Here is a 14900-nt window from a genome sequence, read left to right as displayed (position 1 = left end):
CAATTTAAAAATATAACGTTCCCAAAAAAATCAGACGCACATTCTGCTTGTTTTCGGGGCTTTCAGGCTGCTCACACTTTCCAGCTCATCGGGTACTTCTCATCCAGGTGCGCAAGCGCCTCCTCGGTCAGGTGCAGGGGCTTAAAAGTGTCGATCATAACGGCGTACTCTTTGGTTTCTTTCTTGCCAATGCTGGCCTCTACGGTGCCCGGGTGCGGCCCATGCGGGATACCGCCGGGGTGTATCGTGAAAGAGGCCTTTTCTACGCCTTTGCGGCTCATAAAATCGCCAGCCACATAGTACAGCACCTCATCGGAGTCTACGTTGGAGTGGTTATACGGAACCGGAATAGAGAGCGGATGGTAATCGAAGAGGCGCGGCACAAAAGAGCAGATCACGAAATTATGCGCCTCAAAGGTCTGGTGCACCGGAGGCGGCTGGTGCACACGCCCTGTTATGGGCTCGAAATCGTAGATGGAAAAGGCGTAGGGGTAGAAGTAGCCGTCCCAACCCACCACATCGTACGGACTGAAATCGTAATAGTACTGGTGCAGAAAACCTTCCTTCTTGATCTGCACCAGGTGCTCGCCCCCCAACTGGTACGGTAAGAGCTCGTGTGGCGGGCGCAGGTCACGCTCGCAGTAAGGCGCGTGCTCCAGCAGCTGCCCGAAGTGGTTGCGGTAGCGGCGCACAGTTTCTACCGGGCTGAACGATTCGATGATCAGTAACCGGACAGGCCCTTCTGCAAAATGAAACTGGTGAATAATGGTGCGCGGAATCACGATATAGTCGCCTTCGCTGAACGCCAGCCTGCCCATCTGGGAATGCAGCTCGCCCCTGCCCTCGTGTACAAACACCACCTCATCGGCCTGCGCATTTTTGTAGGAGTAGCTCATCTCCCTCTCAGTAGGGCGGCAGATGCTGATAGTTACATCGTGGTTGAGGAGCAGGGTTTTGCGGGCGCTCAGGTAGTCGGCGCCGGTTTCGGTTTGGTGCAACGTGCGCAGGTGGTGCGGCGCAAGTTTAACTCCTTCAGCCACTTTAGGCGCATAAGGTACCGGCTCTTCTATTCTGCTGATGCGCGTAGGCGGGTTAATGTGGTAGAGCAGTGAGGCGACACCGCTAAAACCCAGGGTGCCCACCAGTTGCTCCGCATACAGGCTGCCGTCGGGCTGACGGAAATGTGTGTGCCGCTTATGCGGGATATTGCCTAACTTATAATAGTACGCCATGGGTCACCTCCTGTGCTATGACTGTAAAACGATGAAACGCTACTGTTAGATACTTCTTATCTCTCAGTAGCGTTTCGTTTATGCTGGTAGTTAATTGCTAATTGCTGTTTGTTAAATTGTTGAGCTCATAGCCTCATATTTTTAACATACTTGAAAGGTGGGTGCTTAATGGCAATCTCCAATCTTACTAAAAAGTCCTGTGTCCTGCGTCTGACATCCTGTGTCTGGCCCTAGGCACCGCCCTTCGCCAGCTGCCCTGCCCTGGAGAACTGCTTAAGCGCCTCCTGAAACTCTTCGTCCGATTCGTGCAGCACCGGAAAAAAGCCGTCGTTGCCGTACACGCTGCGCCCGATAAAGGCTTTCAGGTTGTTGCGGAGCAGGTTTTTGGAACGACTGAACTGTTCTTCGTCATAGTCAATGTCGGCGCTCTTTGCCAGCCGCACCACTTCCTGCAGCATCTTGTCGGTTACTTCAAAGTTTTTCTGAAACCGGTCGAAAGGCATTTTGTCCAGCTCTTTTCTGTGGTCGCGGTAGTAGCTCAGCGTATACTCCCGGATCACATTCTTGCTGTACAGCTGGCTCATGTACTCCGACAGCTCGGTGGTGTCGCGGGCCACAAACACATCGGGCATAATGCCGCCGCCGCCATACACGGTTCGGCCGCGGGCAGTCTTGTACTTCAGCGAGTCTACAAACAGGCTGCTGTCCGGGTGGAAATACTCGCCGCGCTCAAACCTGTGGAGCATGTCGAGCTGGTATTCTTCCGATCCGGCCACATAGGGCTTCTGGATAGAGCGGCCGCTTGGCGTGTAGTAGCGCGATATGGTAAGCCGGAGCTCAGAGCCATCATTCATCGGAATTGGCATCTGCACGAGCCCTTTTCCGAATGAGCGGCGCCCCACGATCAGGGCACGGTCGTTGTCTTGCAAGGCACCTGCCACAATCTCGGAGGCGGAGGCACTCCCCTCGTCTACCAGCACGATGAGGGCACCGCTCTCAAATTCGCCTTTGGTTCTGGCAAACGTTTTTGAGTCATATTTGGAGCCTTTGCCGTCGGTATACACAATGAGCTTGTTGCCCGCCAGAAACTCATCGGCCATGCGGGTGGCGTGGTCCATGTAGCCGCCCGGGTTGCCACGCAGGTCCAGGATCAGCTGTTTCATATTTTTTTTCCTGAGGCCGGAAAGTGCCTGCTTAAACTCCTCAAAGGTGTTGGCCGAAAAACGACTCACCTTAATGTAGCCTGTGTTCTCGTCTACCATGTAGCTCACGTCCACAGACCTTGTCGGGATCTTGCTCCGGCTTATGGTAAAGTTCAGGGGCTTGTTGGTGCCTTTCCGCTGGATGGCCATGGTTACTTTGCTGCCTTTGGGGCCACGCAGGCGCTTGAACACGCCTTCGTTGGTAATGCCGATACCGGCTACCGTCTCGTTGTTTACTTTAACAATCTTGTCGCCTGCCTGTATACCGGCTGCCTCAGAGGGCCCTCCGCTGATCGGCGTCACCACATAAATGGTGTCTTTAAAGATGTTGAACTCCACGCCGATGCCTTCAAAATCGCCTTCGAGGTAAGAGCGGGCCATGGCCAGTTGCGCCGCCGGTATGTAGGAGGTGTGCGGGTCCAGCTTCTCCAGCATTTTAGTGATGGCATAATCGGAGAGCTCCGTAATGTTAACCGTGTCTACATAGTCGCGGTCTATGTAGCTCAGGATATCGCGGAACTTCAGGTAGCTTTTGGCAGTGTCCTGCGGGTTGCCGGTAGAGGGCGAAAAGGTGTTGGCACCTATCAGCACGCCTATTACCAGGGCCATGGCTATATACAAAGGCAACCTGATCTGAAACAAGGAATTGCCTTGCCAGTTGCGCTGTGGCTTAGGTGTAGGTTCCTGCTGGGAATTTGTTGGCTCTTCACTCATTTCTGTAATCTAAATAAAATGGGAAAATATCTTACTGGTTATTCACCTGCTAAATCTAATAAAAAAAAGGGAATGGTCTCTTTTCTTTTACCTTGGTTGTTACGGCTATGTTCTAGCCTAACACCAAAAGGTACAAGATTTGTTCTGATTGCGTAACTTTTTACACCTTTTCCGGCTATGCCAGCCGCTGCTACACCTTGTCACGAAAAAAAGCTTGAAAATATATTACCTTTGCAGTACAAATTGTGTGCTACACTTACAACACCTGCCAGCAGGCTGCCATTGTAGCATACGCACCGCTGCAACAATGGGAAGAATTCTGGCAATCGATTACGGAAACAAAAGGGTGGGCATTGCCGTGACAGACGCGCTGCAGCTAATCGCGAACCCTCTGGAAACCGTTCATGCCAAAGATGTGTTGTCTTTCCTGAAGGGCTACCTGCAGCGCGAGCCTGTAGATGCTTTTGTGGTAGGCATGCCGCGCAACCTGATGGGCAACCCGACCGATGCCACGCAGCACGTAGTCGGCTTTGTGCGGAAGCTGCAGAAGGAATTTCCGGCTACGCCCGTGCACACCGTAGATGAGCGTTTTACCTCACGCATGGCCCAGCAGGCCATGCTGGCAGGCGGGCTCAAAAAGAAAGACCGGCAGGACAAAGGCACCGTAGACCGTGTAAGTGCCGCCATTATTTTACAATCGTATTTAGAAAGCAGAACCATATGATTTACCCGATTACAGCCTATGGCGACCCTGTACTGAAAGAGTACGCGCAGGACATCCCCCAGGACTATCCTGCCCTGAAAGAGCTCGTGGAAGACATGTATGCCACCATGTACCATGCCCATGGCGTGGGCCTGGCCGCCCCCCAGATCAGCAAGAGCGTCCGCCTGTTTGTGATAGACTCTGAACCCATGATGGATGACGAAGATGAGGGCAAAGGTGTTAAAAAAGCCTTCATTAACCCGGAGATAATAGAAGAAGACGGCGAAGAGTGGGGCTTTGAGGAAGGCTGCCTGAGCATACCCGGCGTGCGGGAGGTGGTGTACCGCCCCGAGCGCATCGTGATCCGCTACTTCGACGAAGACTGGAACGAGCACACCGACACCTACGACGGCATGACCGCCCGCGTGATCCAGCATGAGTATGACCACATCGAGGGTATCCTTTTCACCGACCACCTGTCTGGCCTGAAAAAGCGTCTGCTCAAAAACAAGCTCACTAAAATAACCAAGGGCGATGTGGATGCCGACTACAAGATGAAGTTCCCGGCGCTAAGCAAGAAACGCTAAGACTTTCCTGTTTGCCGAAAAGCGGTCTGCTACTCTTAAAGTGGCAGGCCGCTTTTTGCTGCTGGCTACTCAGGTGCAGCAGTACCCTCCGGAAGGCTAGTTTCATTCGAATAATTTGGTTGCTGGTTGTTGATTATTAAATGGCTACATGGTTAAATGGTTGGTTTGAAGAGGAACCGGAAAACTCCAGTCAACTCTTAACTTTTAACTCATAACTTTTAACTCTACACTTAAAGGAGTCTAGTATCTAACATCTCAGAGCATCTGGAAGGCCTTTTTCATTCGAATAATTTGCAGCAGAATTCCGAAACTCCTGCACCCCAGCCGGTTGCAAATCCGTACGTCAGGGTTATGACAGCTGCGTTTCGGATCATAGCACTTTTTCTGGCCTGCTGGCTCCTGCTGCCGCTTTCAGGTGCAGCCTGGGGCTTTTTTGCCCACCAGCGCATCAACAGGCTGGCAGTTTTCACGCTGCCGCCCGACATGGTGACGTTCTACAAAAAGCACATCCGCTACGTCACCGAAAATGCCGTGAACCCCGACCGCCGTCGCTACGCCGTAGAGGGTGAGGCTCCCCGGCATTACATCGACATTGACGTGTACGGCGACAGTGCTATTTACAAGATGCCCCGCTATTGGCAGCAAGCCGTAGAGAAATACTCCGAAGACACCCTGATGGCCTACGGCATAGTACCCTGGCACATCAACCGGATGAAGTACCAACTCACAGAAGCTTTCAGAGCACGAAACGTGGACAGGATTCTCCGCATCTCCGCCGACCTGGGGCATTACATTGCCGATGCCTGTGTACCGCTGCACACCACCCACAACTACAATGGCCAGCTAACGGGGCAGCGGGGCATCCATGGGTTCTGGGAATCGCGGCTGCCGGAGCTCCTTTCTGATAATTATGACTTTTTTGTAGGCCCCGCTGCCTATATTGAGCAGCCGCAGCTCCGGGCCTGGGACCTGGTAACTTCTGCGCACTTGGCTTTAGATTCGGTATTACGCTTTGAGCGGGAGCTCACCCAGCAGTTCGACGAAGACAAGAAGTACAGTTTTGAGGTACGCAACAACCAAACTGTGCGGGTTTATTCCAGCGCCTTCTCCAGGGCTTACCACGATAAATTGAACGGGCAGGTAGAGCGACAGATGCGGCTCGCTATACAAACCGTAGCCAGCTTCTGGTACACCGCCTGGGTAGATGCCGGACAGCCCCACTTAACCGGCGACATATCAGAAGAAGAGCGCAATTTGCTGAAGATGGAGGAAAAAGAATACGACAAAGGTCCGCATAAGGCCCGTGAAGAAGGCGAAGCATCGCTACCTCCGAAGCAGCTACAGCAGCACATGGTATTATGCTGTGTTAGAGAAGAAGACTAAAAAAGCGGCGATTTATGCAGACTTCGCAGCGTGCGCAGTTCCTGCGAGTCTCTTCCCGGAAAAATATTGCTCTCCCTTTCCAAAATGTCTACCATTCCCCGGACGCTCGCAGGAATTGCGCATGCTACGAGGTCTACTTCTGCTTAGAGTTATCAGTAAACTTCCTGTAGATATCCATCCGGAGTTGCCGCAGTAGCTTCAGGGGCAGCGGCAGGCGGTTAAATTGCCACATCCTGAATGGAACAGCCGTGGAGCCGAAGCTGGCGTAGAAATGGGCGATGTTCTCCAGCTGGGGACTTTCAAAATCCAGGATCCGGCTGGAGTTTGCGTTTTGCTTAATCACCTCGTTCAACAGCAGCGTACGCCCGTTCCCGGCTCTGCCTGCTGCGTTGGCGGCATTAAAAAGGTAAATAATCCGGTCGCCGTAGAACATGAACATGGCAGCCGCATTCAGTTCGCCATCGGCTGTGGCAGTGTACCACATCTTCACCATTTGGCGGCTTTGCAGCTCCCGGTAAAGCCTCCGCAGCAGCGTATAGGCCTCCTCTGCCACGCCACCATAGATCTTGTGCTGCACATGCTCCCTGAAGAACGTTATCATCGGCTCCGGATCATCCCGCTCCACCACCTGCAGGTTTGCCTGCTGTGCCCGCCTCAGGTTCAGCTTGCGGTCACGGGAGTAATGCCTGTAGAGTGATTCATAAGGTTTATCTAACCGAAGGTAATGGGTGAAGAAAGTTTGAAGCTCCTGCTGGAGTTCTGGCACCTGCTGTAGCGCCTTTGTGTTGGCCGTATTAAAGCTGTAGGTCGTGCTGAGGCTGAAATGGCTCCGAGCCACCTCCAGCAGCTCTCCTACCTTATTGTAATCATACTGCGCTGTTGCAAAAACACCCAACTGCTGACAAAACAACGGCTGCCGCAGGTATTGCACCCCCAGCTTTCTGGCCACCGGCAGTGGCAGCACCGCCACATACCTCCCCTGCTCCTCCTCCACCACGGCACACCACCCCGGCGACACCACATCCAGGTACCACGACAGGGCATACACCTGCCGCTCAGCGGAGGCGGAGATGCAGGCATCCCATTGGGTTTTGTCTAGCTGGTGGTGTCGCAGGTACCGGATCATAGAAAAAGTTGAAAGAACGCAAGCTAGCGAATAGCAGCATCAATCTGAAAAATCAGACATGAAACCACCTGTTCTTGTAGTGAGGCGATTACCTAATGATCCAGAAAGTTTGAGATATTCAGGTTTTGAGATGGGAAAAAACCATTATTAATATTCTTTGTTCACACCATAATGCTGCACATTCTTTAATGCTGTAATTCTGATTCAGACAAAAGAGTCCTGTGCCTTATGTCCTGTGTCTTGCGTCTCTTTTTACCTCCGGAGGGCCGTTTTCATTAGAATAATTGCTTCTTCCAAAGCGTGCAACCCCCTGCTTTCCCCGCTCCCGAAAAATACCTAACTTGCTGCAACTGTACTACAACCTGCAACTACATGACACTGTATCTCCGCAAACTTCTACGATTTCGTTACGCATTTTTACTTACCTGCCTGACCATTGTACAAGGGCAGGCGCAGCCCGGTGTTAAACCTGCCGACCTGGCTGCTCTGGACGCCTACTACCAGCAGGCCCTCAAAGACTGGAAGGTGCCCGGCATGGCCATTGCCGTCGTAAAAAACGATTCGGTTATTTTTGCCAAGGGCTATGGGGTGCTCAACGCTGAAACCGGCGGGCAGGTAGATGCCAACACCGTGTTTGCCATTGCCTCTAACTCCAAAGCCTACACCGCTGCGGCCTTAGGCCTTTTGGTGGACGAAGGTAAACTCAGCTGGGATGATCCGGTGACCAAATACCTCCCCTACCTGCAGCTCTACGCCCCCTACATAACCCAAAGCCTCAACATAAAAGACCTGCTCAGCCACCGGGTTGGGTTCAAGACCTTCAGCGGCGACCTGCTCTGGTACCACACCACCTACAGCCGCCGCGAAATACTGGAGCGGGCACGGCACCTGGAGCCGGTTTATGGCTTCCGCGATGGCTATGGCTACTCTAACCTTATGTTTATAGCTGCCGGCGAGGTAATAGAGGCCATTACCGGCAAAACCTGGGAAGCCTTTATACAGGAGCGCTTCTTTGTGCCGCTTGGCATGAGCAGCAGCTTTACCTCCGTTACGCAACTGGCCGGCAAACCTAATATCGCCTCTCCGCATGGTTCTGATGAAAAAGGCAAGCCCTATCCCACCACCTTCCGGCCCTGGGACAGTTGGAACCCGGCTGCCGGCATTTTTACCAGTGTAAACCAGCAGGCCCAGTGGATGCGCCTGCAACTAAACCGGGGCACCTACCAAGGCAAGCGTATTTTCAGCGAGGAGGCCAGCCATATGATGTGGACCGCCCACAACCCGTTCCCGGTTACCAGGCAGGCCGAGCGTATGGTCCCTTCCACGCACTTTCAGGCGGCAGGGCTGGGCTGGATGCTCAGCGACTACGAAGGGCGGAAAGTAATTGCGCATGGGGGCGGGCACGAAGGCATGAACAGCCGCACAGTGCTGGTGCCGGAAGAGAACCTGGGCGTAGTGATCCTGACCAACAGCATGAGCAGCATCATGACGCCGCTTGCCAATTATACCATCGACAGGTTTTTTGGAATAGAGAACGGGAGAGACTGGAGCAGATTTTACCTCGACCTGGTTGCCAGAGGAAAAAAGGCAGAGGAAGCGGCACAGGAGAAAGTTGCTAAAGCCAAAACACCGAAAGGCAAACCCACCATGCCGATGCAGGCCTACACCGGCACCTACAGCAGTGCGCTTTACGGCGATGCCACGGTGAGCCAGCGAGGTGGCAAGCTGACGTTGCAACTGGCACCAGCCCCCACACTAGGCAGCAGCCTGAAGCACTGGCAGCACGACATATTTGATCTGGAGTGGAAAAGTAATTACGCCCTCCTTACCCCTACACGCGTCCGGTTCCTGGTCGGGAAAGACGGCCACATAGAGGGCATGCGTCTAGATGCCAACAATCCCGATTTTCATTTCGATGAGTTGAAGTTCACAAAAGTTAAGGACTAACAACTGCGCTGGCTGGGGTCACTGGCCAAACAGGCCGTTTATAAATGCAGAAGGCCGTACTTTTGGTGCGGCCTGTATGCATATATTAGAAGTGAGAATTAGGTAAGAATTGCTGCAATAGTGCTCATTACGGCAAAATAACCTGCAATCAGCCAGTAGGCGATGGCATCGCTGTTGTGTAGAGTTTTTTTCATGATTGACACTCGTTAGATTTTACAACAATAGGATTCAAGCAACTTTAAGGTATTGTTATATTTTTTACGAGTGATAACTAATATTTGTTTGTGTAAAAACGACTTATTACACAACTTTTATTTAATATTATTCAGCCATATTTTTTTATTTAAAACATATATTTATTCAAATATATTGATTAATTAATATTGGATCAGCTTTTAGCAGCGAAAATCCAACGGATACCAAAAAGGGAATTACACTATTTCTAAATATATTTATTGCTCCTCATTTCCCAAAATGGTCCAAAAAAAGCAGAAAATCGCCCTTGTAACGAAGAAAGCCTGCTGCACAAGGCAACAGGCTTTCCCATTATGGTTTTAATAGCGCTGGAGTTACACCAGTTTCTTATAACGGATTCGTTTTGGCTCTGTGTCGCCCAGCCTTTTCTTCTTGTTCTCTTCGTACTCCGTGTAGTTCCCTTCGAACCAATATACTTGCGAGTCGCCTTCAAACGCCAGGATATGCGTGCAAATTCTGTCGAGGAACCAGCGGTCGTGGGAGATGATGACGGCACAGCCGGCAAAGTTCTCCAGCGCATCTTCCAGCGCCCGGATGGCGTTTACATCCAGGTCGTTGGTCGGCTCATCGAGCAGCAGCAGGTTACCGCCTTCTTTCAGCGTCATGGCCAGGTGTACCCTGTTACGCTCCCCGCCCGACAGCTTCTCTACCTTCTTCTCCTGGTCGCCGCCCGAGAAGTTGAACTTGCTCACATAAGCGCGCGATACGATCTGCCGGCCGGCCATGATCATATGTTCCGTTCCACCTGATATGACCTCGAATACCGTCTTGTTAGGGTCCAGTTGTGTGTGCTCCTGGTCTACGTACGAGATCTGCACCGTGGAGCCAACCGTAAAGTCGCCGGCATCAGGTTTCTCCTGTCCGGTAATAAGTTTGAACAAGGTTGTTTTACCGGCGCCGTTTGGCCCGATAATGCCTACAATGCCACCTTGCGGCAGGGCAAAACTCAGGTTCTCGAACAGCAGCTTGTCGCCGTATGCCTTGCTTACATTATTTACTTCAATTACCTGCGCTCCCAGTCGGGGGCCGTCAGGTATAAAGAGCTCCAGTTTTTCTTCTTTCGATTTAGACTCTTCGCCAGCCAGCTTGTCGTATTGGCTCAAACGGGCCTTAGACTTGGCATGACGTGCTTTCGGGGCCATTTTAACCCACTCCAGCTCGCGCTGCAGCGTTTTCTGGCGCTTGCTCTCCGTCTTCTCCTCCTGCGACAGGCGGTTAGACTTCTGCTCCAGCCAGCTGCTGTAGTTGCCTTTCCACGGAATACCTTCGCCACGGTCCAGCTCCAGAATCCAGCCGGCCACGTTATCCAGGAAATAACGGTCGTGGGTTACGGCTATTACGGTACCCTTGTAGTGCTGCAGGTGTTGCTCCAGCCAGTCCACCGACTCGGCATCGAGGTGGTTAGTAGGTTCGTCGAGTAGCAGCACGTCTGGCTCCTGCAAGAGCAGGCGGCACAGGGCCACGCGGCGTTTCTCACCGCCCGACAGGTTGCCGATCAGCGCATCTTCCGGAGGTGTGCGCAGGGCATCCATGGCACGCTCCAAGCGGTTGTCGAGTTCCCAGGCGTTGAGCTGGTCCAGGCGCTCCTGCACCTCGCCCTGGCGCTCAATGAGCTTATTCATCTCATCGTCGGTCATCTCCTCGGCAAACTTCATGTTTATCTCGTCGAATTCGCGCAGCAGGTTCACTACTTCACTTACGCCTTCTTCCACTACCTCGCGCACCGTTTTAGTGGCATCCAGGTGCGGCTCCTGCTCCAGGTAGCCTACCGTGTAGCCTGGCGACCACACCACTTCTCCCTGAAACTCTTTGTCGACACCGGCAATTACTTTAAGCAAACTGGACTTACCAGACCCGTTAAGGCCGAGCACGCCAATTTTAGCGCCATAAAAAAACGACAGGTAAATGTTTTTAAGCACTTGTTTCTTCGGCGGGTAGATCTTGCTTACCCCCGCCATCGAAAAAATAATGGTTTCGTTACTCATATCGCATTTATCAGTTATACACGTAAATTTTGGACAGCATCGGCTGGCTCCCCTGGAAACGACCAGACCAGCGCCCGCCTCACTTATCTTAGCCCCGGTTATATTAAAATGAACCGTGAATTACAAATATCGGAAAAAATCATGCATTTTGCCTTCTCAAAATTGATTTGAAATGACTAAACTTGTAATACCTATGGTTAAGCCGCACTGGCCGCTGTATTGATAATCGGCTTTTTGCACAATTTTTGCTAACCGCTTCACCTGCAGGTACGACAGCAAACGCAGTATACAAACTTGCGTAAGCTGATTAAGACTTTAGTTTACACCTATGGGCATGTTGATGTTTTGGTCTTTGCGTTGCAAAGCGAAAGGCAGGCCTGCTCACCCCCTTAAACCCTAATCCTTAAATGGAAAACAACGAGCTATTGGAAACAGCCAGAAATTACGGGTTCATTCAGGACCAGCAGGTTTGGCTAAAACCATTCATGAACTACCCTGCCCGCCAGGTGGGCGATGTAAAAGAGTCGGAAGACGACTCGCTGATTTACTTTGCCAGGCGCTTTGAGATGTTTCGGGAGAAGGTAAACAACCTGCTCCAACGCATCGAAACCTCCGAAAACAAGGGATCTTTCCTGATGAAAGTGCTGCACATGAAGGAGCAGATAGGCGACTTCGACGCGCTGGGTGATTTTGAGACACTCTACCAGCAGCTGAGCACTGCCGAGGAGGAGATCAATAAAACCATAAAGCTCAACAGGGAGAAGAACCTGGCCATTAAGGTAGGGCTGATACAGGAGGCCGAAGCGCTACAGGACAGCATTGAGTGGAAGGAGACGTCTGACAAGATGAAAGACCTCCGAACCACCTGGATCAAAACGGGGCCGGTAGACAAAGAAGTAACCGAAGAGATTGAGGAGCGTTTCCGGACGGTGCTGGAAGCTTTTTTTGAGCGGAAGAAAAACTTCTTCCTGGATAAAAAACAGATGCAGAACCGCGCCTATGAACGCTACAGAAGCCTTATAAACAGATCGGTGGCCCTGCAGAACTCCGAAGACTGGGAGGCCACCACCCTGAAGCTGAAGCAGCTGCAGAACGAATGGAAAGAGGTAGTGAGCGGCAGCCTGTCGCGCAAGGCCGTGACGAACCTCTGGACAGAGTTCCGGAAGGCGCACAACCACTTTTTTGAGCGGCTCAAGGTAAAGATCAACAACGAGAAGAACCAGTCGAAAGACAAGTTCTATGATGCCAACCTGGAGAAAAAGCAGGCCCTGGTAAGCGAGGCAGAAGAGCTGATACACACGCACAGCCTGAGCGAGGCCGTAAAACGGGCCAAAGAGCTGCAGGCAGAGTGGAAAAAGGCAGGCCCCGTGCACCCTTCTGTGTCTGATGCTATATGGGAGCGCTTTATCAAAGCCTGCGACAAGGTGTTTGAGATGAGCAGTCTGGAGCATTACATTCGCAAGCGCCAGCAGGCCTCTAACGAGAAGCTGAATGGTGCAGAGGGTATAAATGCCCGGATTACTGCCCTGAGAGAGTTTATTAAATCTGACAGGCAGGAGCTGGAAGTGCTGGAGACCAACCTGGGCAAACTGAGCGACACCCCGGGCAACGAGTCATTCAGGAGCATGCTGCAGGGCAAAATCCGGAACTTTAACCGGAAAATTGGCACTAAGACAGAATTGATAGAAATGTTTAACAGGCAACTCAGCACCAGCGAGAGCTAAGCGCCGGGCATCTTGCTGAATTTACAAGAATTTTCCGGATCGGGCAGGGCTTTTTTGCCACAGCTGCCGCTCCAATTAGGGTGGCCGGAGCACGCTTAAATATTTTTGCATGGGCTGAACAATTCTCATTTGTTTGCGTTGTGTTTGAAAAACAGACAGAAAAGCAATTAATAATCTGCAAAAATTTTTGTTTACAAATATTTTGATACTTTTGCAAACTTATTTTCATCAACAGACACAAGTTAAGTAAGGAGAACATACTATGTATTGGACATTAGAATTAGCTTCATACCTGGAGGATGCACCCTGGCCAGCTACTAAAGACGAATTGATCGATTACTCTATCCGTTCTGGAGCGCCTATGGAAGTGGTAGAAAACCTGCAGGCTCTTGAAGACGACGGACAGCCTTATGAAAACATCGAAGAGATCTGGCCTGATTACCCTACGAAGGAAGACTTCATGTTTAACGAGGACGAGTACTAACTTTAATTAGAAATTCAAAATTAGAAATTAGAATTGGTAATGTGCCGTATGTACCAAATTTCTAATTCATAATTTCTAATTTCTAATTTGGAAGCACTTGATTATTGAAGTAAAAAATCTGGTTGCGGGGTATGAACAGCGTGTTCTGCTCCGCAACCTTTCTTTTTGTGTACCGGCGCCTGCTTTTGTGGCCATTATCGGGCATAATGGCGTTGGCAAAAGCACCCTGTTTAAAGCCTTTCAGCAAAAGATACCTTACCAGGGGCACATTCTGGTGCACGATCAGGACCTGCGCCATATTACCGGGCCCACGGCAAAGGGCATCCTGGGCTACCTGCCGCAGAAGAATGTGGTATCTTTCCCGATAAAGGTGCAGGAACTGGTGGTGATGGGGCTGTTCCGGAAAAAGAGATTTCTGGAGAACTACGATGCCGCCGACTACGCCCGGGCCGAACAGGTGGTGGCACAACTGCAACTCTCCGACCTGCTGGACCACGACTTCACAACGCTATCGGGTGGGGAGCAACAGCTTATATGGCTGGCGCAGCTCATGCTGCAGGATGCCCGGATCTGCCTCCTGGACGAGCCCACACAGCAACTTGATGTGTATTATAAAAAACAGGTGTACAGCCTGCTACAGGATTGGGTGCTACAGCACCAAAAAACGGTGCTCTGCATTACGCACGACATCCATAACCTGTTACCCCTGCAGGGTTACCTGCTCAACCTCTCCAAACCTGATCCGGCGCTGGAGGTCATCAGCCCGGAAGTGATCTGGCAGAACCAGGAGTACCTGGAGACGCACCCCCGCAAGTTGCACTACGTCTGACAGTGTTTATGTCCTTTGTTCAGGCCTGGTCTTTTACCTTTTCCTCCTGCAGCAATGCCTCTGCCAGCACCAGGTCTTCGGGCGTGGTAATTTTGATGTTGCGGTAGCTGCCTTCTACCAGCACGATCTGCTCACCCAGTTGCTCTACCACCGAGGCATCGTCGGTAAAGTCAGGCTGCTCCGCCTGCTCGTAGGCTTTGCGCAGTAAGCTGGCCTTAAAGGTTTGCGGCGTCTGCACCAGCCTGTACTCGGTGCGAGGCACTGCTTTACTCCCCTCCCCTGCCATCAACTGCCTGATAGAGTCTTTAGGCGACACCGCCACAATGGCGTTGCCGTAGGCAGCCGCTTTAGCGTAGGCCTCCTGAATAATGGCTGTAGCCGTAAAGGGCCGCACGCCGTCGTGCACTGCCACCAGGGCTTCCTCCTCCAGTACCATGCCCAGGCCATTCCTTACAGAGCCGAAACGGGTAGCGCCACCGGCCACTACCACATGAAACAACCTGAACTGATGCTTCCGGCACAACTCCCGCCAGGCCTCTATTTGGTTTTCGGGCAGCACGGCAATCAAGCGGACCTCCGGGCTGTAGGCAAAAAAACGCTCCAAAGTATGCATCAGCACCGGTTTGCCGCCAATCTCTAAAAACTGCTTCGGCAACTCGCGCTGCATGCGGCTGCCCGTGCCGCCAGCCACTATAATGGCATATTCCGGTAATTTGTCTTTCATGCGTA

The 14900-nt window shown here is 51.8% G+C and carries 12 protein-coding genes; 7 read left to right on the top strand and 5 right to left on the bottom strand.

Going from position 1 to position 14900, the window contains the following annotated elements:
- Positions 1 to 71: 71 nt before the first annotated feature.
- Together FJM74_RS12320 and FJM74_RS12315 are read right to left on the bottom strand one after the other, a co-directional pair.
- Positions 72 to 1232: a homogentisate 1,2-dioxygenase gene (locus FJM74_RS12320; protein WP_187262908.1), complete on the bottom strand. Its 1161-nt coding sequence runs from the start codon at positions 1230 to 1232 to the stop codon at positions 72 to 74.
- 230 nt (positions 1233 to 1462) lie between these two features.
- On the bottom strand, positions 1463 to 3148 hold the full coding sequence (locus tag FJM74_RS12315) for a S41 family peptidase (RefSeq protein WP_187262907.1): 1686 nt from the start codon (positions 3146 to 3148) through the stop codon (positions 1463 to 1465).
- Between the two features lie 307 nt (positions 3149 to 3455).
- On the opposite strand from FJM74_RS12315, the gene ruvX reads away from it, so the two are divergent.
- From ruvX to FJM74_RS12300, 3 genes are all read left to right on the top strand, one after another.
- Positions 3456 to 3872, top strand: a complete 417-nt coding sequence (gene ruvX, locus FJM74_RS12310) for a Holliday junction resolvase RuvX (protein WP_187262906.1) — start codon at positions 3456 to 3458, stop codon at positions 3870 to 3872.
- A complete protein-coding gene (gene def / locus FJM74_RS12305; RefSeq protein WP_187262905.1) occupies positions 3869 to 4438 on the top strand; it encodes a peptide deformylase in 570 nt (189 codons plus the stop codon). Before ruvX ends, def begins: the two co-directional genes overlap by 4 nt.
- 351 nt (positions 4439 to 4789) lie before the next feature.
- Positions 4790 to 5821 (top strand): zinc dependent phospholipase C family protein, encoded by a 1032-nt coding sequence (locus FJM74_RS12300; RefSeq protein WP_187262904.1) that lies wholly within the window; start codon positions 4790 to 4792, stop codon positions 5819 to 5821.
- A gap of 133 nt (positions 5822 to 5954) precedes the next feature.
- On the opposite strand, the gene FJM74_RS12295 is transcribed toward FJM74_RS12300, so the two are convergent.
- Positions 5955 to 6947 (bottom strand): GNAT family N-acetyltransferase, encoded by a 993-nt coding sequence (locus tag FJM74_RS12295; RefSeq protein WP_187262903.1) that lies wholly within the window; start codon positions 6945 to 6947, stop codon positions 5955 to 5957.
- A 372-nt stretch (positions 6948 to 7319) separates the two neighbouring features.
- On the opposite strand from FJM74_RS12295, the gene FJM74_RS12290 reads away from it, so the two are divergent.
- Positions 7320 to 8894, top strand: coding sequence for a serine hydrolase (locus FJM74_RS12290; protein WP_187262902.1), 1575 nt, complete (start codon positions 7320 to 7322; stop codon positions 8892 to 8894).
- Between the two features lie 569 nt (positions 8895 to 9463).
- On the opposite strand, the gene ettA is transcribed toward FJM74_RS12290, so the two are convergent.
- The gene (gene ettA / locus FJM74_RS12285; protein ID WP_187262901.1) at positions 9464 to 11134 is read right to left on the bottom strand and encodes an energy-dependent translational throttle protein EttA; all 1671 of its coding nucleotides are present in this window, start codon (positions 11132 to 11134) and stop codon (positions 9464 to 9466) included.
- Positions 11135 to 11541: 407 nt separating this feature from the next.
- On the opposite strand from ettA, the gene FJM74_RS12280 reads away from it, so the two are divergent.
- The 3 genes from FJM74_RS12280 to FJM74_RS12270 all read left to right on the top strand — a co-directional run bounded on the left by FJM74_RS12280 (position 11542) and on the right by FJM74_RS12270 (position 14171).
- Positions 11542 to 12858, top strand: a complete 1317-nt coding sequence (locus FJM74_RS12280) for a DUF349 domain-containing protein (RefSeq protein WP_187262900.1) — start codon at positions 11542 to 11544, stop codon at positions 12856 to 12858.
- Positions 12859 to 13120: 262 nt separating this feature from the next.
- Positions 13121 to 13342, top strand: a complete 222-nt coding sequence (locus FJM74_RS12275) for a DUF2795 domain-containing protein (protein WP_007652164.1) — start codon at positions 13121 to 13123, stop codon at positions 13340 to 13342.
- 97 nt (positions 13343 to 13439) lie between these two features.
- A complete protein-coding gene (locus FJM74_RS12270) occupies positions 13440 to 14171 on the top strand; it encodes an ABC transporter ATP-binding protein (RefSeq protein ID WP_187262899.1) in 732 nt (243 codons plus the stop codon).
- Positions 14172 to 14190: 19 nt separating this feature from the next.
- On the opposite strand, the gene FJM74_RS12265 is transcribed toward FJM74_RS12270, so the two are convergent.
- Complete coding sequence (locus FJM74_RS12265; RefSeq protein ID WP_187262898.1) at positions 14191 to 14895, bottom strand: 2-C-methyl-D-erythritol 4-phosphate cytidylyltransferase; 705 nt, start codon at positions 14893 to 14895, stop codon at positions 14191 to 14193.
- Positions 14896 to 14900 lie beyond the last annotated feature (5 nt).

It is taken from the genome of Pontibacter beigongshangensis (assembly GCF_014332515.1).
Taxonomy (GTDB): domain Bacteria; phylum Bacteroidota; class Bacteroidia; order Cytophagales; family Hymenobacteraceae; genus Pontibacter; species Pontibacter beigongshangensis.
Note: the sequence above shows the minus strand (reverse complement) of the source record. Positions and strands in the feature narration are given on the sequence as shown.

Coding starts and splice junctions, on each gene's coding strand:
- FJM74_RS12280 (WP_187262900.1), top strand. CDS start 11,542: ATGGAAAACAACGAGCTATTGGAAACAGCCAGAAATTACGGGTTCATT.
- FJM74_RS12275 (WP_007652164.1), top strand. CDS start 13,121: ATGTATTGGACATTAGAATTAGCTTCATACCTGGAGGATGCACCCTGG.
- ruvX (WP_187262906.1), top strand. CDS start 3,456: ATGGGAAGAATTCTGGCAATCGATTACGGAAACAAAAGGGTGGGCATT.
- FJM74_RS12300 (WP_187262904.1), top strand. CDS start 4,790: ATGACAGCTGCGTTTCGGATCATAGCACTTTTTCTGGCCTGCTGGCTC.
- FJM74_RS12295 (WP_187262903.1), bottom strand. CDS start 6,947: ATGATCCGGTACCTGCGACACCACCAGCTAGACAAAACCCAATGGGAT.
- FJM74_RS12290 (WP_187262902.1), top strand. CDS start 7,320: ATGACACTGTATCTCCGCAAACTTCTACGATTTCGTTACGCATTTTTA.
- FJM74_RS12320 (WP_187262908.1), bottom strand. CDS start 1,232: ATGGCGTACTATTATAAGTTAGGCAATATCCCGCATAAGCGGCACACA.
- ettA (WP_187262901.1), bottom strand. CDS start 11,134: ATGAGTAACGAAACCATTATTTTTTCGATGGCGGGGGTAAGCAAGATC.
- FJM74_RS12315 (WP_187262907.1), bottom strand. CDS start 3,148: ATGAGTGAAGAGCCAACAAATTCCCAGCAGGAACCTACACCTAAGCCA.
- def (WP_187262905.1), top strand. CDS start 3,869: ATGATTTACCCGATTACAGCCTATGGCGACCCTGTACTGAAAGAGTAC.
- FJM74_RS12265 (WP_187262898.1), bottom strand. CDS start 14,895: ATGAAAGACAAATTACCGGAATATGCCATTATAGTGGCTGGCGGCACG.